The organism is Pedobacter sp. MC2016-24, assembly GCF_015223055.1.
Classification (GTDB): domain Bacteria; phylum Bacteroidota; class Bacteroidia; order Sphingobacteriales; family Sphingobacteriaceae; genus Pedobacter.
This window is the reverse complement of record NZ_JADFBX010000001.1, coordinates 376,342-396,278: the sequence shown is the minus strand read 5'-3', so window position 1 is coordinate 396,278 and position 19,937 is coordinate 376,342. Positions and strand designations below refer to the sequence as shown.

The window sequence follows — 19,937 nt, the reverse complement described above, 5'->3', positions numbered from 1 at the left end:
GAAAACATGCAAATGAGCAATCCATGGAGATGCATTTTATTGACTGTAGCCGTATCTCTTTTTACACAATTGAACAGCACAGCGCAAAGTCTTGATCTTAAAAAAGAGTATGCAGAAACCCTGTTTAAGCTGGTTGACGCATTGCTGACTCATCAGGTTCAGGATAAAAAGAACAATGACTTTGGGGCCATCAAATGTAATTATGATGGGGTATTACATACCCGGGCTTCCGAATCGGTTTATCCTTTTGCCCTCGCGTACCAGGTTTCGGGTAATCGTAAGTACTTACAGGCGGCAATTGATACCGGAAATTGGTTGATCAAGCAACAGGAACAAAATGGCAGCTGGAAAGAAACACCGGAAGAATGGACCGGAACCACCACTGATCAGGCCTTAATGATGATGATGGCTTATGAAGTCCTCTCCAGCAAATTGAGTCCGGCAGAAAAGCTGAATTGGCGCTTAGCTATGAAAAAGGCAGTTGACTATTTACACCTGGTGATGAATCCTGAATTTGCCAGCATCAATTATGTGGCTACCACATGTGCTACATTGGCTAAAGCAGGCTTGCTTTTAAAATCGGATGCTTATTTAAAACGCGCTACGATACTGGCGCGCCGCTGTATTTCTAAGATGGATGCGGACGGTTTTTTAAATGGAGAGGGCGGACGTACTTATGCCAATAAATTGGGTGCTGATTTGGGCTATAGCATGGAGATGTCTTTATGGGGACTGGGCTTCTATGCCAGATTAACCGGGGATACCCTGGTAAATCACGAGGTAAAAAAAGCTTTGAAGAACCATTTGTATTTTGTCTATCCTGACGGCTCGCTTGACAATTCATGGGGTATTCGCTCCAACAAATGGACCACCTATGGGGGAGCAACATCCGATGGTTGTCAGGTCCTATTCTCGTTGTATGCAGATGAAGACCCCAGGTACGGAACGGCAGCTTTCAAGAACCTGGAATACCTGCGTAAAAATATTTTACCCGGCGGACTGATTGGTTACGGACCCCAACATGCGGAAGTGATGGGGGCTCCATGCATTTATCCAACCTTTACCAAGGCAAAAAACCTGGCCATGGCCTATGCCCTGGAAACCAAAAACAGCCGCGCAAGGGTCAAATTACCTACAGAAGAAATCGGCTGGATCAAGTACTTTAAAACGATGGATGTTGCCTTACTCAGAACGGATCATTTTATGGCTACAGTAACGGCTTATGGTTATAAGGATTATAAGGCTGGATCCAAAAGTAAATACATGTACAGACCGGCAGGTGGTGCAATTTCAAATTTATGGGTTAAAGATCATGGCTATCTGACAGCATCCAGTGTTACGGTATATTCGAGGCCGGAGCCGATGAGTTTCCCAGAAGCACCCGGAATTAAATCATTGACCCCACGTATTGAGTTTAGAGACAGTCTTGGCTATTTTACCAATTTATACGAATTTGATGCGAAGATGGATTATAAAAACACAAGCACCGGGAGATTTGAAGTAGATGTTTCAGGTGAGCTGAAAGATCAAAACTGGCTTGCAGCAGGTGTTGGCTATCAGATGAAGTACTTATTTACCGACAGTACTTTGACGAAATCAATTACATTGGTGTATCATGATCTGAATCCGGTCGTAAAAATTATAGAGCCGATCATCAATTACAAAGGCATGTCTTTTAAGCAGATCAATGCAAATACCATTGTTATCGAAGGTGAGCATAAAAAATTTAAGTTTGAAGTGTGTGCTGGCGATGTGAAACTTGAACTTGGACAGGATCAACAGCATTATTGGGCACCTTACCCGGCTTTGCGGGCCATGCCAATCACGCTTGAAGTCAGCCCTGTGCCCGGAGCATTTTTGCAAACGGTTACTTATCGAATCTCTATGCTTTAAAGTAGAAACAGATGCGGTGACGATAGGCATATTGATTTTGAAAAAAAGTTCATCGGATTGCATCATAGTGCAATCCGATGAACCTTACGTCACTTATTTTTTTGTATAATTTAGCCGGTACATTTGAAAGGCCAGTGAACTGACAATCAGTAATAATCCGATGTAGAAAGCGACAGACAGTTCGCGACCTTCTTTGTAGATCACAATGGCCAGCAATATGGTATACAAAGGCTCCAGGTTAAAGGAAAGGCTCACGGTAAATGAAGGGATGCTTTTCAATGCATCGGTGATTAAAAAGTACATCACTACAGTACATAAAGCCGATAAGACCAGCAGCCACCAGAAATCTGCACTGGAAGGTATGATGGTGCTAACCGGGGTGATCAGGAAAAATATGGGCATAAAAACACTCAAACCGATGCAACCGCCAATCATTTGATACAACATCACAGTTGCGCTCTCGTATTGCCGCGCTACACGCTCACTGTAAACAGTATACAATGCCGAGAAAACAGAGGAGATGACGCCAAGGATGATTCCGGTTCTGTAAGTGGCATCCATGCCAAATATCAATCCTATCCCGCAAAGGGTCAAGCTGCTGAGCAGGAGTTCCTGGTAAGAAAACTTGTTTTTATTGATGATCGGTGCCAGTATGGCATTGAAAAAACTGGTTAAGGCATAGCAAACCACGCCAACGGAAATGTTGGAATACTTGATGCTGCCGTAAAAGAACAGCCAGTGTAAGCCCAGCAAGGTTCCGGTAAATCCAATTTTAAGTTTGTCGGCATTTGAGCCGTTGGGAAATCTACCGCGAACTGCAAAGAGCAGCAACATGATAATTGAGGAAAAGAACAGTCTGTACCAACTGATCAGCCCTTCATTTAGGGTAATGAGTTTGCCAAATATGCCTGTAAATCCGGCGAGGATAATGGAGATATGTAATTTAATATAAGCCTTTTTCATTTTTTATATGCAGTATCTCTTCCGGTGCCTGATGACACATACACAGAAGGATCGTAAATCAATTTGTCATTTGATGGATATCAATAGCATGGCCATACCTATTGGAAAATAGACAAGACCGGCCAGGAGTATATCACTACTTAAGCTATAAAAAATGCGATTGGAGGAGGAAGGCAGCTTACGTTTAACATGATCTTAAAAGACCATAAATGTGCATGGCCGCTGTAAATGTAAGGAATTTAGCGGTGTTTTCAAATGACCATGGAAGGCGTAACCCCGAATTTCTCTTTAAAAGAGGAATAAAAGTGAGAGAGGTTTTCAAAGCCCAGATCCAGGTAAATGTCTGTAGGCTTTTTTTGTTTCTTTTTTAAAATATTGTACGCTTCAGAAAGCCTTTTTTCCTGCAGCCATTTGCGTGGAGAAGTTTCGAATATTTTCTGAAAATCCCGTTTAAAACTAGCCAGACTTCGTCCTGTAAGTTTTGCAAAGTTTTCAATGGGTACATTGTACTGGTAGTTCTTTTGCATAAACTCTTCGAGGTCGATTTTAAAGGGTTCAGAAAAATCGAATAAGAATGTGCTCAGCTCAGGATAAGTCTCCAGTAACAAGGTGAGTATTTCATTCACTTTTACAGTTTCCATTTGCTTACTAACCTGACTGGTCTGTTCTACATAAGGCACCAGGGATTGGAAAAAACTATCCAGGAAGGGATTGGATTGCAACAGAATATTGGGCAGGCCCTGGTATTTTTTATCTAAGGCATAGTGGTGCTCCATACCGAATTTCCGGATCCGTCCGGTATGCAACATCACTGAAAGCGACCGGTATTCTTTATTTTTAGCCGGATATTTAAATGCTTTGGCCAATTGATTGCGGTGTGAAATCATCAGCTGACCTTCTTTAAGAACGATTACACCATTCTGGTGGTCAATATGCGTTTCTCCAGAAATTTGGAAAGAAATAACATGTTCGGATACGAATTGTTCATGCCCAAATGCATTATCTACGTAGCAGGAATAGAGAAAGGCATTTCCAAAGTTAAGGTCGTCCAGGTTCATCGTCAATTTTTTTTAATTGTTCGTGGTAAATGGTGTTGCGCGCATCGGTATTGCTATCTACAGCCATTAGCACTATAGCCAGCAAGCCCAGTGTGATGCCGATTGCGCGCCAGTTGGCTGAAGATAAAAATAATATCATTAGCCCGGATAGTGCCAATAAAACGGGTAGTACCTTGAAGACTGTAGCCAGCTCTTTCTGAGATTTCGCGGTACGCTGCAATTCTTGTTTTACAAAGGCGCTGGCATCCTGGGTGGCGGCCTGTTCAAATTGAGCAATTCGTGGTTTGTTGGCGAAGAATAATCCGGCACCAACAGTCACCAGGAATAAACCGGAGACAACCAGTGGCCAGATAAAAGCCCTGGCCATAGTTGTTTTCCCCCAATACCAAAAACCAAATGCTGACATCAGTATTACGATACTGAGCAGCCCAACCATTTTTGCTGAAAAGACTTCGGCTTTGGCCCAGTCTGTACTTAATTTAAGGATTTCCATCAGTTTTATAAACCCAGTTGTTGTTTAAAATCTGTAATAAAAGCATGATCGCCTTCTTTTTCACGTTTTTCCAGTAAAACTATAGCATCTGGAGTAGCAGGATAACGTAATTTATCGCTGCCATCTGTTGCCGCTTCATATATTTTTTCTGCAACTACCCGGGCTGTTGAACTGTTTCCACTAAGATCTGCGATCATTTTCATCAATTTACCAATTAAACCCTGGTATTCTGCTATACTTTCATCATTTTTGAAATCGAAAGATCTTCCTGCAAAATCAGTTGCAGTGGCACCCGGCTCAATAATCTTGACCTTTACACCAAATGCAGCCAATTCAAAACTCAAAGATTCCGAGATGCCTTCTACGGCAAATTTTGTTCCATGGTACAAGGCTCCGAAAGGGAAAGTTAACCTGCCTCCAACAGAAGATACGTTAATGATTACTCCATCTTTATTTGCCCTGAAATGTGGCAATACTGCTTTAGTTACATCCAGTAAACCGATAACATTGGTATTGAACTGACGGATGATGTTTTCTCGTTCAAATACTTCCAACGGCCCGTAAGCACCATAGCCCGCGTTATTGACCAATACATCTATTTTACCGAAACGCGCAATACCTTCGTCAACAGCTTTTTGAATGCTTGCGGGATCAAGTACATCCAATGGGGCTAGCCACACATTTTCCAAAGCGCTAAGCCCCGTTTCTTCTTCCGGCTTGCGCATGGTTGCAATGACGTTCCAACCTTGCTCTGCAAAAAAAATAGCGGTCGCCTTGCCGATCCCGCTGCTGCTTCCTGTTATTAAAATTGTCTTGTTCATCTTGTTATTCTTAAATTTATAACTACAAATTTCAACCCTTTATCTGAGCTTTAATTTTCTCTAAGGCTCAAGTTTGATTTCCTGTATGGCTCAGCTGTTTGGTATGAATTGAAATTTTATAACTATAATTGCCCCAGGTTGTAAAAATATTTTAGAGGCATGGCGCGTAAAACCCTTCTTAACGAAACCGGGTTACTGGATCAAATCGCAGGTGGAGATGGACGGGCCTTTAGTTTGGTTTACGACTTTTATTACAACCAGATCTACACGTTTGTAGTCCAGTTGTTGAAATCCGATGTACTGGCGGAAGAGGTGGCCCAGGAAACGTTTCTTAAACTGTGGAAACAGGGATATCGGCTAAGGGAGCTGAAAAAATTGGACAGTTTTTTAATTGCGGTGGCGCGCAACAGGTCGATCGACATCCTTAGACGAAATAAACTGGAGCTTAAAACTGCCCGGACGCGCAATCAGGAATGGACCGAAATGCACAATGAAACCGAAGAAAGTATCATTTTAAGTGATACCCGGAAAATGATACAACAGGCGATTGATTTATTACCGGAACAACAAAAACAAGTTTATCAGCTCTGTCACCAGGAAGGTTTAAAATACGAGGAAGCTGCACAGCGCCTAAATCTTTCTGTTTTAACGGTACAGAGTTATATGAAATTAGCGCTTAAAAATCTGCGCAAACAACTGGCTAACCGAGCCGATCTGGCTGCCTTGCTGATTATTTTTAAATTATTTTAATTCAATACCCCCGGCAGGGGATATCTGTACGTCTATGTACTAAAAGGCCTTATTTAATGAATCAAGATTTAGCCCGTTTATGGCGTAATTACCTGGATGATGTATCAACAGCAGCCGAATTGAAGGAGTTGGAAAGCGCATTACGAAATCCGGACCTGGAAGCGGACATGAAAGCGGTGCTTGATGCGGTGTTTTATGACATCCCTGAGCAAGACATCATCGACAGGTCTGGTACAGCAGCTAAAGAAAATTCCCGCAATTACATCCTCAGTCAGCCTCAAATCAAAGCACCTCTGAACAGGTGGTTGCGTATCTCACTGGTGGCGGCTGCAATAGGGGCCATCACTTTGGGATTGTGGTTGTATACTGCCAACCCGCTTTTAAAACCCAACGCAGAGCTCGTCAATCAAAATGACGTGGCACCGGGAAGGAACTCGGCAACCATTACACTGGCCAATGGCAAGACCATTAACCTGAGTGCGCTCAAAACGGGGGTAATGGTTCAAAACTCGGGTTTGCAATACAATGATGGTAGCGCAGTTGAACCTGGTCACGAAGTGGCACCTGATGCTGGTCAGGAGGTTGTGGTCCGCACGCCGAATGGTGGTACTTACCAGGTTGAACTGCCTGACGGCACAAAGGTATGGCTCAACGCGGCATCGTCAATCCGTTTTTCAGTACAGCTTAAGACCTTGGTTAAAAGAAGTGTAGCGCTAACAGGTGAAGCTTACTTTGAGGTGGCAAAAAATCTGAAACATCCTTTTGTGGTGCGCACTAAAGAACAAAACGTGGAGGTATTGGGCACCCATTTCAATATCAACAGCTATCCGGATGAACAAACCATTAAAACCACCTTGCTGGAAGGCCGTGTCAGGCTAACCTGCTTAGCAGAAACCGCACAGAAAATTGTACTTGTACCCAATCAACAAGCCATTTTAAAAGGAAACCAGATCCAGGTAGTTCCAGCAGATCTTGAAAATGTGATGGCCTGGAAAAACGGGGATTTTGTATTCGAGGGCGAAGATTTTAAAACCACCATGCGTAAAATTGCACGCTGGTATAATGTTGAGGTGATTTATGACAGCGATTTAAATGATCACATAGAACTGGGTGGCTGGGTTTCCAGAAGCAGCAAACTCTCTGAGGTATTGCGGCGTATAGAACAGGCCAGTAACGTTCATTTTAAAATTGAAGGGAGGAGCGTGTTTGTGAAAAAATAATTACCAACCACAAAGCGGCTGAAAAAACGAATCAGAAGTGCGCGAACACTCCTGATCTGATTTTGGCTTAGATGAATTAAAATATAAATCAACGTACGCAAATGTGCCCAAGCTTCGAACCTCAAGGCACACTGCTAACCATAAACCTACACAAATGTATAAAATTTATCTCCATAAATTAATGGTCATTATGCGCCTAACCACCGTCATACTTATTGCCACGTTCGTCCAGGTGAGCGCCGCTACCTTTGGGCAGCGGGTTACCCTCCACGAACAGCAGTCTTCCATTGAGCAAGTATTAAAGAAGATACGCATCCAAACCGGCTACGATTTCTTATTTGAACGTAAACTGATCAGGGATGCCGGAACTGTCGATATTAAACTCAATAATGCCAGTTTAAATGAAGCGCTTCAATCCTTATTTAATAAACTGCCACTTACCTATACCATTGAGGGGAAGATTGTGGTTATTGAAGCCAAACAGAAATCTATGCTCGATAAGGTACTGGGTCTGTTTAATGAAATTGATATCAAAGGGCGCGTGCTGGATGAGGATGGCCGCCCATTGCGCGGAGCCAGCGTAAGCCTGATTGTTCAGGAGCGTGATGGCAGTACTCCCGATTCGAAACGGCGTAAAGTGCTGACCATGACTGATGAAGCGGGGGCATTTCAATTGCGGAATATAGACGAAAATGCAACGATAGAAATTTCTTTTACCGGTTACCGGCCGTACAGAACCAAAGTTTCCAGAGAGGTAATGGTTACGATGACGCAGGAAGTAGCCGCACTGGATCAGGTACAGGTGATTGCCTATGGCTCTGTTTCCAGGCGTCTGAATACGGCGACCGTAAGTACCGTGACTGCAGAGGTATTGGCACAACAGCCCGTAAATAATGTGTTAAATGCTTTGAATGGCCGTATGTCGGGCGTTCAGATTAGCAGTGCAGCGGGCGGATTACCCGGCGCCGGCATTTCTGTTAAAGTACGGGGCGAAAATTCCTTTGGACCCCTGGGTGCCAGTTCAACCGATCCTTTGTATGTAATAGACGGTATTCCACAGGCTTCGGGCACGCGTTATGATTCGCAAAATTTCAATTCTAAAGTAAGGGGGATGAATGGCTTTACCAATATGTTCAACTCCCTGAACATGGACGATATTGAACAAATTGACGTGCTTAAGGATGCGGATGCAACCTCCATATACGGTGCTCGCGGGGCCAATGGTGTGGTGGTCATTACCACAAAAAAGGGTAAAATGGGCCGCGTAAAAGTAAATGTCGACCTGAGTGGCGGCGCGGGTAAAGTAGGGCATTTTATTCCAATGCTAAATACCCAGCAATACCTTGACTTCAGGAAAGAGGCCTTTAAAAATGAAGCTATTGAACCGGATGAAGACAATGCGCCCGATTTAACAGTTTGGGACCAGCAGGCCAATACTGATTTTCAGCGCCTGTTGCTTGGTGGTACTGCCAGACAGCAAACGGCAAATCTAAGTGCCTCCGGAGGAAGCGAATTTGTAAATTATTATGTAGGTCTCAATTACCGTAAGGAAGGTACTGTCATTTCTAAAAATCAACATGTGAACCGTTTGGGTGGCTTGATGAACCTGGGTTTCAGTTCTGCCGACCGCAAGTTTGCTGCGCAGATTTCTACCAATTATGCCGTAGAAAAAAGTGATTTGTTGAATGAAATTTATGTTATGGACCTGATTTATACACCACCTAATTTTCCTTTATACAATGAAGATGGTAGTTTATACTGGCACAACAATGCCGATAACCCTTTGGCACAATACCTAACCAGGTACAAGGCAGATCGCAGTTTTTTTTCTGCAAATGCCAACCTGAGCTATAAACCTTTCGAGGGCTTTACCTTAAGAACTACTGCAGGTTACACCTTGAATGGTATGGAAAATAGCTCTCAGTTGCCTGCAGCAAGCAACAATCCAGCTTATCCCATGGCCAGTACAGCTTCCTTTGGCAATTCCCCAAATAGCAATTATACTCTGGAGCCTCAGGCAGAATACATCCTGAAATTGGGCGATGGAAAACTGACTGCACTTGTTGGAACTACATTTAGCGAAGCCGTTTCTAAATATACCCGATTGATCGGTGACAACTATACCTATGACAACCAGTTGGGAACCATTCAGGGCGCGGGAATTGTCAGAACCGAGTATGCGGAACAGAAATACCATTATGCTTCGCTATACAGCAGACTGAGCTATGATTTGAAGCGCAGATACCTGTTAAACCTCACCTATAGAAATGACGCCTCATCCCGCTTTGGAACCAATAACCGCCTGGCTAATTTTGGGTCTGTTGGTGCAGCATGGCTTTTTTCTGAAGAAGCCTGGACAAAGAAAATGTTGCCCTTCCTCAGCTTCGGTAAATTGAAGTTCAGTTATGGTACTACAGGTAATGACCGGATTAACAATTATGCTTATATCCGTACGTATAGTCCCGGACTTTATTACCAGGACATCCGTACCCTAAGTCCGGGCGCAACCGCAAACCCCGACCTGAAATGGGAGAATACCAAGAAACTGGAGCTTAGCCTTAGTCTGGGCTTCCTGAACGACCGCATCCTGTTTACCGGAAATGTGTACCGGAACCGTTCAGGCAATATGCTCAATTACAAGGAGCTCTCGTCTCAGACTGGCGGCGCAACCCTAATTTACAACCTGGATGCCGTGGTGCAGAACAAAGGTTTAGAGCTTGAGCTGAATACCCGAAATATCAATAGCGGTGGCTTTAGCTGGAATACGGGTTTTAACATTTCTTTTGAACGCAATGTCCTGCTCAGTTTCAATGACATCGAAAAGGTCAACAACAAGGCCTACTATAAAATTGGCTACCCGGTTACAGCGGTGCTTAACCAGGCCAAGTATAAGTTTAATGGTGCAGACCCATTAACCGGTGAACCCGTTTTGCAGGACTTTGACGGAAAACCGGGTATTGGAGCAGATGACCGCTACATAGCGGGTCTGGGCCATCCTTTTTACGGGGGCTTAAACAACAGCTTCAGTTATAAAGGACTCACACTGGATGTGTTTTTTAAATTTGAGCACAAAAGGGGAACGGTTAACCAGGTTCCATTAAGTAGTTTACCGGGGATGATGATGAACCAGGATGCCTCTGTGCTGAACAGATGGCAGGAAAGTGGGGATACAGGTAAGAAATGGCCTAGGGCGATTACCGGAAGTGAGTCGGTAAGTAACAATTATTCGCTTTTTACTTATTACTCTGATTTCAATTGGGGAAATACCAGTTACATCAAGTTGAAAACAGCCAGCTTAAGCTATAACCTTCCGCAACGCTGGATTGCACCTGCAAAATTCCACAACGTGAAATTAAGTTTGCAGGGCTTAAACCTGTTCAGCATCGCTAAAAACAAGTATGTGCTAGACCCGGAATATGGTTATAGTGCTTATCCCGGTTTACGTACCTGGATGTTTGGAATCAATTGTACACTTTAAAATGTTTGAGATGAAATCAATTTATATACTGGCCTTTCTTTTCTGTTTTTCTTCCTGTAAAAATTATGTAGACATCGCCACACCGGATGGGCTGCAGGACTGGGCCACTGTATTCAGTACAGATGGTTCTGCTACTGCGGCAGTACTGGATATTTATAGCTATTATGACAATACTACTTTTCCGACCTTCAATTACATGGGCGCCATCAGCGCTGATGAGCTTTTTACAACAACCGCTGCCTATACTGAATTTTTAAACAACAATGTGGCCATTGCCAGTACCACAAATGCCACCTCGCTCTGGAGTACACATTATATTGCCATTCGTAAATGTAACCTCGCCATTGAAGGCATCAGGTTATCTAAGGGGATGAGTGCCGCAGTAAAAGATCAATTGTCAGGTGAAGCCAGCTTCATGCGCGCAGCCTTGTTTTTTAACATGATCAACCTCTATGGAAAAGTACCGGTCCCGCTTGCGGTGGTTGAAGCGGAAAATTCTGGTTTGGCCCGTGCCGAACTGGAGGACGTATGGAGCCGGATATTTACCGATCTGCAAACAGCAAAAAGCTTGTTAAAACCCGAATACCCATCTGCTGAGCGCGCAAGGGTCAATAAATATGCTGCTTCGGCATTATTGGCGCGGGCCTATTTGTACCAAAAAGAATGGGCAAAGGCCGAGACTGAAGCTACATCGGTTATCGGATCAAACGTGTATGGCCTGGATAATCCGGCGGTTGTTTTTAAGAAAAACAGCAAAGAAACCATTCTGCAGTGTTATTCGCAAGCCGGAAGAAGTCCCCTGGCTGCCTTTTTTGTGGCCAGCGGACCTACGGTTACACCGAGGTATTATTTTAGAACGGGCTTCGACCTTGCTTTTGAGAAGAACGGCGCTGGTGCTGATGATTTGCGCAAAACCAATTGGACCGGGAAAAACAATGCCGGAATCTATTACGTAAACAAGTATAAAATAATGTCCGGTAGTGGTGATGAATATACCGTATTGTTCCGACTGGCAGAGCAATACCTGATTCGTGCGGAAGCCCGTGCCCAGCAGGATAAACTGAACGGAACAGGAAGTGCAGAGCAGGATCTGAATGCGATCAGAGGCCGCGCTGGCTTAAACGCTAAATTGGGCTTAGGTAAAGCGGCGATGCTGCTGGCCATTGAACAGGAACGCAAAGTGGAATTGTTTGCAGAATACCCACACCGCTGGTTTGACCTGAAACGCAATGCTGGCTTTTCTGATCCTTCCAAAAGTAGGGCCGATGAAGTGCTGGCTCCTGTAAAAGGATCGTTCTGGCAGTCTACCGACGTGTTATTCCCGGTACCTGCCCCTCAAATCCGGGTTAACCCGGCCTTAACGCAAAACCCGGGGTATACAAACTAGGTTAAATTAAGCCTCAATAATAAAAGTCATATCACTTTGATTATTGAGGCTTACATTTTGCCATGCATCGATAGCAGGATAGTCTATGCGATGAATTTCACGTAAATAATCAATCCAAAATACAGCACGATGGCGATACTGAAGAGCACAGCCATGATGATGCCCATAGTTTTCCAGAATCCGATTTTTTTTACAGGTGTCTGCGTATTTTTTGGGAAATAATAATTGACAACACAGGCTCCGATTACCAGCAGCAGAAAAAAAGCAGGGACATACCAGGTTCTGGATGCCCAGTCTTTCAGATGTACCCATCGGGCATGGCCTCTTTCTCCAGGCTCCAAATCCAGGTCAGTCACAAATTGATTGCCTAAAAAGGAGGTCGCTGTACTGATTTGCAAAGTCTTCTTATGCTCCAGTAAAAAAAATGTGTTTGGCCTGGCCTCAAAGGTTAAAGGTTGCTGGTTCCATAAAATAGTTACGTCGGTATGATCGAAGCCCATTTTTCGTTGAAATACCTTTTTTACCTCCAGGATCGAAACTTGCTGAACACTGATTGGCTTTAATGCCGCACTGAGCAAAAGGTCTGTTTTTAACACGACAAAAGTACCACTGATGACCAGGGCAAAGAAAGTAACAACCAGGTAGCCGATGTATCCATACCATTTTGCTCCGTTCATGGTGGCCAGACGTAAAGTGGTATACAAAACAAATGGCGCCATGAATGCAGTCACCCAAATGTATACCGGCCGGGGCGTTTGGTTGGTGTACAGCTCCAATACGTTTCTGCCAGCAAAATAAACAAGCAGTAAAATAACTAAGTAGCCAATTGCGAAGGGGATTTCGAGTTTGCGTATTTTTTCTTTGGGTATCAAAGTAGCTTATATTTTTAGGCGTTTAGTTTTGTCAGTCTGTTCAGTTCATCAAATTCGGCACTTATGGTATGCCCATTTTTTGTTCCGGTTAATTTAAGCGCCTCATCCACAATATCGTATTGTTTTGCCGACAAATAATTTAATAAAGCAGCTTTATGATTCATTTCAAACTGAGAAATCAATTGCGGAAAAACGGTTGCAATACGCAAGTGCTGATCTTTCTGGTTTTTATCCAGCGTGTTGCTCTTGATCATAACCACCATAGCACCCTGACCATAATCTGCAATATAATACGCACTGGAACCGAACATTCCAGAAGCTGTCATTCCGATCAAATGTAAATCATCCATGGTGGCATCAAATTGACTATTCCTCAATAAATCAATTTCATTTTCCTCACCATATTTTTTTAGCTGCAAGGCCTGCTGCAGGACGCTTTCAGGAAGTGCAGACTGTGTATTGGCCCAGGCCCATAACCAGGTTTCTGAAGCATGAGAAAAAGAACCAAGAACCTGAATGGGGTAGATCAGGTCTGCTCCAAAACTAATTTCTGCCTTTTGTATGTCAATGTTCCAGCCGTTGTTGCCAATAACTTCAGCAAAGTCCAGTTGTCTTTCAAATCCAATGCCTCCAAACCGCTCAATCAATTCCTGCTCAGTTTTACAAGGCTCTGAATTGCCTGGTGCTGTTGGTTCTGCAGGTTGGTTCGTGGTGTCGTCTTTTCCGAATAGTTTATTTAGAAATCCCATGTTGATCGTCTTTTTGTAAAATCATTACAAAATTTGAGCCACTGGTTTCCAGTTTGCTGAAAACTGTATTTCATCAATTTAAACTGGGCTGATGTCTGGAAATTTAAAAACGAATGGATCTCAAAAAAAACCGCCTATGATTGATCAACAGGCGGTTTTTAAAGTTATATTTATGCTCTCACTATTTTAAATGCTCCTGTAGCGTCTGATGTAAATTTTCACCCCGTAAATTCAGCGCGATGATTTTTCCGGACGGATCGATTAGGTAGTTCATTGGGATGGCATTTACGGCATAAAGTTTTCCGGCCTGATTGTCAAACCCTTTCAAATCGCTCACCTGTAACCAGGGTAATCGGTCTTCCTGGATGGCTTTAACCCAGGACTTCTTGTCTTTGTCCATGGAAATGGCAAGTATGGTGAAATTCTGGTTTTTAAATTTGTGGTAAGCTTGCAATACATTTGGATTTTCTGCCCTGCAAGGCCCACACCAGCTGGCCCAGAAATCGATAAGCACATATTTTCCCCGAAGACTTGAAAGTGCGATGCGCCGCCCGGATGTATCTTGCTGGAAAAAATCCGGGGCAATAGCACCCACGATGAGCCGACGATGTATATCTAATTCTTTCCGGAGTTTTAATCCGAGGTCATATTTACCCGCCGGTGTCTTTTCAATTAGGCGCATCAGACTGTCTGCAGTTGCTATGCGGTTGTATTTCATTAAGGTCTCCAAAAGTTCTAATGACAAGGCGCTGGAGGGATGCTTGCTGACAAAACCAGCTATCATTTCTGATACCCCATCAATCACTTTTCTGTCGGCAATTCCGCCTTCTCTTAACATTGCTGTGCTGTCGTTTTTTGCTTTGGCAGCCTGGTATGGTTTATATAAATTTGCCGTAATGGTTGCCAGGTTTTTATTGAACTCCGGCACAAAGGTGTTTAACAATGCCTGATCAGCAGATCCTGTTATTTCTGCCTTATAAAGACTATCTGCATTGCCTTTTAACGAAACAACGCTATTGTTTTCCAGGTATAAGGTAGCCATCTCGCGCATTTGTTTACGTCCTTCAATACGCAAGTTAAATAACCTGGATTCGGGGATATGACCCCGGATTGTAAAATATCCCGCCTCGTCGGTGACGGTGCTGTCTTTATAAAGTATCCCGGAAACCTTTTTGGCTTCTTCCAGGTATAGTTTCGTTTTTGGTGCATCAGAAATATGACCTTTAAGGGTAAATGAATTCTGATTTTTATGTTGTGCGTAAGCTCCGGCTGAAAATAATACCGCAAGCAGGAAGGTATACTTTGTCATGATTTTTTTTCTAATTGTATCCTGAATTTTGATCGAGGAATTTGTCTAAACCAATTTCAAATGCCGGAATGGGAAGTAATTGCTTGTAAGATTCCCATACGCCTCCTTTGGTTGGTGTGATCACTTTCATCACGTCATCTATACGGCCAGTGCGTTTCAGATCAAACCAGCGGTGGCCCTGTTCGCAAAATAACTCAACCTGCCTTTCCTTCATGACTGCATCAAGAAGACCTGACGGGGTATTTGCAGCTGTATTTCCAAGTCCGGCGCGGGCACGAATGGCGTTGATGTCTGATTGTGCACCATCAATGTTATTTTGCTGTGCGCGTGCTTCCGCACGTATCAAATACTGCTCTGCTAAACGCAACAGCGTCAGGTACTCTGGTTTAGACGCTGCCAGTGCAGCCGTGTTTGCTTTATACTTATAAGGGAAACGGTAATTTACGCCTGAAATGGTAGCTACACCTGTCCAGTTTGCTTTTCGTTGGTCATTTGTTTCAAATGCCTGTTCAAGTTGTGGACTGATGGATGCTGGATTTGAGGATGTTCCAATGGAATTTGTAAGTACAAAACTCCGGGCATCAAATGTGGCGTAATTGCTTTGACTAACGGCCTGCAGCTGAAATATAGATTCACGTGAGTTTTTCAGGAAAACCGAACTTGCCGGAACCAGAGCAAACAACCCGGTGTTACTGATCACAAGGGATGCAGCAGTTTCTGCCTTTTCCCATTGCTTACTATAGAGATAAATGCGCGCAAGCAATGCCGTAGCGGCCCAGTAGGTTGGGCGTACTCTTTCTGCACTGGCTACTGGATAAGGTGTCAATGCATCTCCATTTAAATAATCTTTACTCAGTTTAGCCTGAGCATCCAACAGGTCATTCGTGATCTGCGCGTATACTTCTGATACTTCGGCACGTTTAGCCAGGCTGTATATGCGGTAATCGGCACTGGTTAACAACGGAACTTTACCATAGGTATTGACCAGGTAATAATAGCAAAGTGCGCGCATAAATTTTGCTTCGCCCAGTAGCTGTTGTTTGAGCTGCGCATTTAACTTATTGCTATTTTCTATGCCTTCAATGGCTACGTTACAATTGTAAATCAGTGTATAGCTGGTCGACCAATAAAATTCCATATTGCTGTTCACATTATTCTGATACAATAGTGTATACTGTGAAAGGGCATTTATATAGTAATTCTTGAGTTCATCAGCAGCCATGGACAAATAAATGGTGGCATAGGAATTAATCACATTGTCGGTTTCGCTGATGCGTATATATAACCCATTCAGTACAGATGTTGCAGTTTCATTTGTTGCATAAACCGTTGAGCCCGTCAGCCTGTCGTCAGGTGGATCAAGTTCAACAAATTTCCTGCAGCTGGTGGTCACCGTACTTAACGAGATCAAAATGAGTATAAAATATAAGTATTTCATTTCCTGATATTTAAAAGTTAATTTGTACGCCCAATACAAATACTTTGAGCGGAGGTAATACTGAATAAGATTGTGTTTCGGGATCGCGGCCTTGATATGGCGTGATGGTAAAAAGGTTTTGCCCTGTCAGATTTATGTTGGCACTTTTTAACCTGAGCTTATCTTTAAAAGCCTTGGGTAGCTGATAAGAAAGCGTGATGTTCTTTGCCCGGATGTAGGAAGCATCGACATAGCTTGCATCGCTCTGCGACCAGGTACCAAAAGCCCGCAGGCCTTCGGCGGATTGTGTATAACGCTGATATTTAGCCGGGTCACCTGGTTTTTGCCACCTGTCCATAAATTCAACAGGAACATTGCTTTGGCTGACAGACAGTTGATCATATAATTCTGTGCTAAAGAATCCTGGTGCATAATTTGTCAGACTTAACCGGCCAACCTGTTTAACGAACTGCAGAAATATCGCCAATTGCAGACTTTTGTACCTGAAGGTATTGTTGAATCCTCCAAAATATTTGGGTAGGGTATTGATGGTCGTGATCTGATATTCGCTATACAAGCTTACATAACTACCTGCGTTAGAACCTACCGTACCATCCTTTTTCAGGGCCGTGTATAAACCAGTATTGGGGTCAATGCCTTTGTAGATCCATGCGTAACCTCTTCCATTAACTGGCTGACCGATTTCCAGAATGCCTGAGTAATTTGAATTGTCGAGGTTTTCAAATTTGAGCAGTTTATTGCGGTTAAATGAGATATTAAAGTCGGAAGTCCACTCAAAGCTGCCAGACACTACATTCCTGGTATTTAACGTGAACTCTAAACCCGAGTTCTGGACTGTAGCCGGAAAATTGTAGCTTGGAATACTGCTAAAGCCCGTAAATGAAGGAATGGTATAATTGATCAACTGGTTTGAACTCCGGTTCCTGTAATAGGCCGCAGAAGTAACAATCCTGTCTTTCAAAAAGCCCAGATCTACTGCAAACTCAAGTTTTGCATTTTTTTCCCAGGCCACATCCGGATTTGATAAAGAGCGTGGTGCAAACCCAGTCAGGCCCTGGTATGTGTTGGCACCTCTGCTGGTATAAAGGTCATAATATGCATAATTGCCAATGTTGTCATTTCCGCTTGTCCCATAACTCGTCCGCAGTTTACCGAGGCTAAGAAAGGGAAGGTTATTCCCAATTAGCTTTTCTGAGGAAAATATCCATGCGGCGGCAGCAGAATAGAAATTTCCAAATTGTTTTCCCGGGCCAAATTTAGAAGAACCATCTCTTCTTGCAGTAAAGTTAAGAATGTATTTGTCGGAAAGGTTTGCATTGAGCCGGCTATACACTGCGTTATATTTGTATTGGTACGAGCCGCCATCCTGTGCAGAAACCAGACCCGCATTAGATAAATTGCCGATCACCACATCGCTTACGAAATTTGTGCCCAAAAAATAGTGCCCCTCATTATCTGATTTCTGAAAGGTGGTACCAGCGAGCGCACTGAATTTGAGGTCCTTTAATTTTAGTTCGTAACTCAATTGTGGTTCTATGATCCAGGTTTTCTGCTGGTTGATCGTATTGATTAAAGTGGGAATGGAAGCTGCGGAAAGTGCTGAAAGGTATAAAGGTGAGTAAGTAGCAACAGGTTGTTTAATTTTAATATTGGTATTTAAGTTTGTGAATCCCAGATTGGCGGTAAAGGAAAGTCCTTTCGTAATCTGGTAACTTGGCTTTAAACTGACTATGGAATTGTCCGTTTTATTGCTGTAAGTGCGCAGGGTATAAGCGTAAGGGTTGTTGGCATTGTCAGAGTTCGTTCCACCAAAATTTAACGTTCCATCAGGTTTAAAAGATTCTGGTGCATTGGGTGCCCTTAGGGTATATGGGGTCAGGTCGCTTTGTGAGTTCTGATTGTTATCTTTTAGCGAGCTGCCAGAAAAATCAATTTTTAATCTTTTATTTTTTGAATAGGCTGTGATGTTAAAGTTTAATCCGCCTCTCTGGTCATCGAAGTTTCCCGGAGCCAGGCTTCCCTGCCTGTTGTAGGTACCTCTGATGGCGTATTGTACCTGCTCATTGCCGCCAGAAAGAGAAACATTGGCATTGGTATAGGCTGCAAAATTTCCCATCAATTGTTTCTGCCAGTCGGTATTTGTAACCTGGCTCCATGTTCCGTTCACATCGTAGTTTGGATCCCCAGGTGATTGCGTGATATCGGGTACAGGAACACCATCATTTTTAAAGGCTTCGCGACGCATCTCCAGATATTGCTGGGTATTCATCAGTTTTAAGGGCTTGGGTGCCTGCATAAACCCCTGGTTCATGTTTACACCGACGGACATCTGGCCAATCTGTCCTTTTTTGGTGGTAATTAAAATAACGCCGTTTCCACCTCTGGATCCATAGATCGCCGTGGCGTCGGCATCCTTCAAAACGGAGATGCTGGCAATGTCGTTCGGGTTAATGTAATTTAACGGGTTACCCTGAGGACTGCTTGCTACAACACCGTTGCCCCCGTTATTTCCAAGTGGGTCCATTAACAGTGCAGACTGATAGGGGATTCCATCAATTATATATAGCGGATTGTTGCCCACTAAATCATCCAGGGAGGATCTTCCGCGGATCAGGATATTCATCGAACCATTGGTTACACCGCTGGTCTGGGTGATTTGAAGGCCTGCAACACGTCCCTGTAAGGCAAGTAAAGGATTTATAACCGGTTGCTTTTCAATGTCTTTTGCGGTTACAGTTACCGTGTTTCCTGTTGCTAGTTTTTGCGATTCCGTATAATACCCTTTGTTCACCATAACCTCGGCGAGTTCATTGGTAGCCAAAATCATGCGGATGTTCAGTTGTGCCGCTACTTTTACTTCACGGTTAATGTAACCGATATAACTGATCAACAGCAACTCGTTTTCTTCTACGTTTTGAAGGTAGAAAAGCCCATCTTTACCTGTTGTCACAGCTCTTTTTCCGTTTTTAAGGCTTACTGTTGCACCAGTAAGCGGCTGGCCATTCTCGTCCGTAACCTTTCCGGAAACATCGATCGTTTTATAAAAATCTGTTATTTTTTCAAATATTGATTTTTCTTTTTTCCTGATGATGATTGCTTTTTCATCTATGATGTAGGCTAAAGACTGATTGGCCAGGCATTTTTGCAGCACAACCTCCAATGCTTCATTGCTCACCACAATGCTTACTGGTTTCTTGGTGTCAAGCAGATTTTTATCGTATAAAAAATCATAGCCGGTTTGGTTATGAATTTCCCTGAAGATCTTTTCAAGAGAAGTCCTTTTTTGGTTTAGCGTGACGCGCTGGGCATACATTTTGGCACTCACCTGCATCAAGGTCGCAATTAATATGACGGTAGTTAATCGCATAATCAGCCATAGTTTAGCGGTAAGCCAATTGGGCATACCTATTTTGTTAGCATAAATTTTATACATTTGCTTAGTTTGGTTCAAGCAATTGCCCTTTAGTTTCGAAGCCTTAGGCAATTGCGGTAAACAGTTGATTTAA

General features: G+C 43.3%; 14 protein-coding genes. 5 read left to right on the top strand and 9 right to left on the bottom strand.

Annotation, left to right across the window (positions count from 1 at the left end; all coding sequences use genetic code 11):
- Nucleotides 1-6 precede the first annotated feature (6 nt).
- Nucleotides 7-1,893, top strand: a complete 1,887-nt coding sequence (locus IM797_RS01950) for a hypothetical protein (RefSeq protein ID WP_194125407.1) — start codon at nucleotides 7-9, stop codon at nucleotides 1,891-1,893.
- A gap of 93 nt (nucleotides 1,894-1,986) precedes the next feature.
- On the opposite strand, the gene IM797_RS01945 is transcribed toward IM797_RS01950, so the two are convergent.
- The 4 genes from IM797_RS01945 to IM797_RS01930 form a co-directional block, all read right to left on the bottom strand.
- Nucleotides 1,987-2,856 carry a DMT family transporter gene (locus tag IM797_RS01945; RefSeq protein ID WP_194125406.1) on the bottom strand — a complete coding sequence of 290 codons (870 nt, stop codon included), beginning with the start codon at nucleotides 2,854-2,856 and terminating at the stop codon, nucleotides 1,987-1,989.
- A 251-nt stretch (nucleotides 2,857-3,107) separates the two neighbouring features.
- Nucleotides 3,108-3,914, bottom strand: a complete 807-nt coding sequence (locus IM797_RS01940) for an AraC family transcriptional regulator (protein ID WP_194125405.1) — start codon at nucleotides 3,912-3,914, stop codon at nucleotides 3,108-3,110.
- Nucleotides 3,895-4,407, bottom strand: a complete 513-nt coding sequence (locus tag IM797_RS01935) for a hypothetical protein (protein ID WP_194125404.1) — start codon at nucleotides 4,405-4,407, stop codon at nucleotides 3,895-3,897. The genes IM797_RS01940 and IM797_RS01935 overlap by 20 nt, the downstream gene beginning before the upstream one ends.
- 5 nt (nucleotides 4,408-4,412) lie before the next feature.
- Nucleotides 4,413-5,228, bottom strand: a complete 816-nt coding sequence (locus IM797_RS01930; RefSeq protein ID WP_194125403.1) for an SDR family oxidoreductase — start codon at nucleotides 5,226-5,228, stop codon at nucleotides 4,413-4,415.
- A gap of 159 nt (nucleotides 5,229-5,387) precedes the next feature.
- Here IM797_RS01930 and IM797_RS01925 point away from each other — a divergent pair, with 159 nt between their 5' ends.
- From IM797_RS01925 to IM797_RS01910, 4 genes are all read left to right on the top strand, one after another.
- Nucleotides 5,388-5,978 carry an RNA polymerase sigma factor gene (locus IM797_RS01925; RefSeq protein WP_194125402.1) on the top strand — a complete coding sequence of 197 codons (591 nt, stop codon included), beginning with the start codon at nucleotides 5,388-5,390 and terminating at the stop codon, nucleotides 5,976-5,978.
- 56 nt (nucleotides 5,979-6,034) lie between these two features.
- Complete coding sequence (locus IM797_RS01920) at nucleotides 6,035-7,198, top strand: FecR family protein (RefSeq protein ID WP_194125401.1); 1,164 nt, start codon at nucleotides 6,035-6,037, stop codon at nucleotides 7,196-7,198.
- A 154-nt stretch (nucleotides 7,199-7,352) separates the two neighbouring features.
- Nucleotides 7,353-10,676 carry a SusC/RagA family TonB-linked outer membrane protein gene (locus IM797_RS01915; protein WP_194125400.1) on the top strand — a complete coding sequence of 1,108 codons (3,324 nt, stop codon included), beginning with the start codon at nucleotides 7,353-7,355 and terminating at the stop codon, nucleotides 10,674-10,676.
- A gap of 10 nt (nucleotides 10,677-10,686) precedes the next feature.
- Nucleotides 10,687-12,063 carry a RagB/SusD family nutrient uptake outer membrane protein gene (locus IM797_RS01910; protein ID WP_194125399.1) on the top strand — a complete coding sequence of 459 codons (1,377 nt, stop codon included), beginning with the start codon at nucleotides 10,687-10,689 and terminating at the stop codon, nucleotides 12,061-12,063.
- 83 nt (nucleotides 12,064-12,146) lie between these two features.
- Here IM797_RS01910 and IM797_RS01905 read toward each other — a convergent pair whose 3' ends face one another.
- The 5 genes from IM797_RS01905 to IM797_RS01885 all read right to left on the bottom strand — a co-directional run bounded on the left by IM797_RS01905 (nucleotide 12,147) and on the right by IM797_RS01885 (nucleotide 19,864).
- The gene (locus IM797_RS01905) at nucleotides 12,147-12,935 is read right to left on the bottom strand and encodes a hypothetical protein (protein ID WP_194125398.1); all 789 of its coding nucleotides are present in this window, start codon (nucleotides 12,933-12,935) and stop codon (nucleotides 12,147-12,149) included.
- Nucleotides 12,936-12,949: 14 nt separating this feature from the next.
- Nucleotides 12,950-13,684, bottom strand: coding sequence for a DUF6882 domain-containing protein (locus tag IM797_RS01900; RefSeq protein ID WP_194125397.1), 735 nt, complete (start codon nucleotides 13,682-13,684; stop codon nucleotides 12,950-12,952).
- A gap of 181 nt (nucleotides 13,685-13,865) precedes the next feature.
- Nucleotides 13,866-14,993: a TlpA disulfide reductase family protein gene (locus IM797_RS01895; protein WP_194125396.1), complete on the bottom strand. Its 1,128-nt coding sequence runs from the start codon at nucleotides 14,991-14,993 to the stop codon at nucleotides 13,866-13,868.
- A 10-nt stretch (nucleotides 14,994-15,003) separates the two neighbouring features.
- Nucleotides 15,004-16,431, bottom strand: a complete 1,428-nt coding sequence (locus IM797_RS01890; protein ID WP_194125395.1) for a RagB/SusD family nutrient uptake outer membrane protein — start codon at nucleotides 16,429-16,431, stop codon at nucleotides 15,004-15,006.
- A gap of 10 nt (nucleotides 16,432-16,441) precedes the next feature.
- On the bottom strand, nucleotides 16,442-19,864 hold the full coding sequence (locus IM797_RS01885; RefSeq protein WP_194125394.1) for a SusC/RagA family TonB-linked outer membrane protein: 3,423 nt from the start codon (nucleotides 19,862-19,864) through the stop codon (nucleotides 16,442-16,444).
- Nucleotides 19,865-19,937 lie beyond the last annotated feature (73 nt).

What these genes read in the sequence shown, in the direction of transcription:
- IM797_RS01915 (WP_194125400.1), top strand. Translation starts at nt 7,353, where the DNA reads ATGTATAAAATTTATCTCCATAAATTAATGGTCATTATGCGCCTAACC.
- IM797_RS01925 (WP_194125402.1), top strand. Translation starts at nt 5,388, where the DNA reads ATGGCGCGTAAAACCCTTCTTAACGAAACCGGGTTACTGGATCAAATC.
- IM797_RS01945 (WP_194125406.1), bottom strand. Translation starts at nt 2,856, where the DNA reads ATGAAAAAGGCTTATATTAAATTACATATCTCCATTATCCTCGCCGGA.
- IM797_RS01910 (WP_194125399.1), top strand. Translation starts at nt 10,687, where the DNA reads ATGAAATCAATTTATATACTGGCCTTTCTTTTCTGTTTTTCTTCCTGT.
- IM797_RS01940 (WP_194125405.1), bottom strand. Translation starts at nt 3,914, where the DNA reads ATGAACCTGGACGACCTTAACTTTGGAAATGCCTTTCTCTATTCCTGC.
- IM797_RS01935 (WP_194125404.1), bottom strand. Translation starts at nt 4,407, where the DNA reads ATGGAAATCCTTAAATTAAGTACAGACTGGGCCAAAGCCGAAGTCTTT.
- IM797_RS01885 (WP_194125394.1), bottom strand. Translation starts at nt 19,864, where the DNA reads ATGTATAAAATTTATGCTAACAAAATAGGTATGCCCAATTGGCTTACC.
- IM797_RS01890 (WP_194125395.1), bottom strand. Translation starts at nt 16,431, where the DNA reads ATGAAATACTTATATTTTATACTCATTTTGATCTCGTTAAGTACGGTG.
- IM797_RS01895 (WP_194125396.1), bottom strand. Translation starts at nt 14,993, where the DNA reads ATGACAAAGTATACCTTCCTGCTTGCGGTATTATTTTCAGCCGGAGCT.
- IM797_RS01920 (WP_194125401.1), top strand. Translation starts at nt 6,035, where the DNA reads ATGAATCAAGATTTAGCCCGTTTATGGCGTAATTACCTGGATGATGTA.
- IM797_RS01950 (WP_194125407.1), top strand. Translation starts at nt 7, where the DNA reads ATGCAAATGAGCAATCCATGGAGATGCATTTTATTGACTGTAGCCGTA.
- IM797_RS01930 (WP_194125403.1), bottom strand. Translation starts at nt 5,228, where the DNA reads ATGAACAAGACAATTTTAATAACAGGAAGCAGCAGCGGGATCGGCAAG.
- IM797_RS01900 (WP_194125397.1), bottom strand. Translation starts at nt 13,684, where the DNA reads ATGGGATTTCTAAATAAACTATTCGGAAAAGACGACACCACGAACCAA.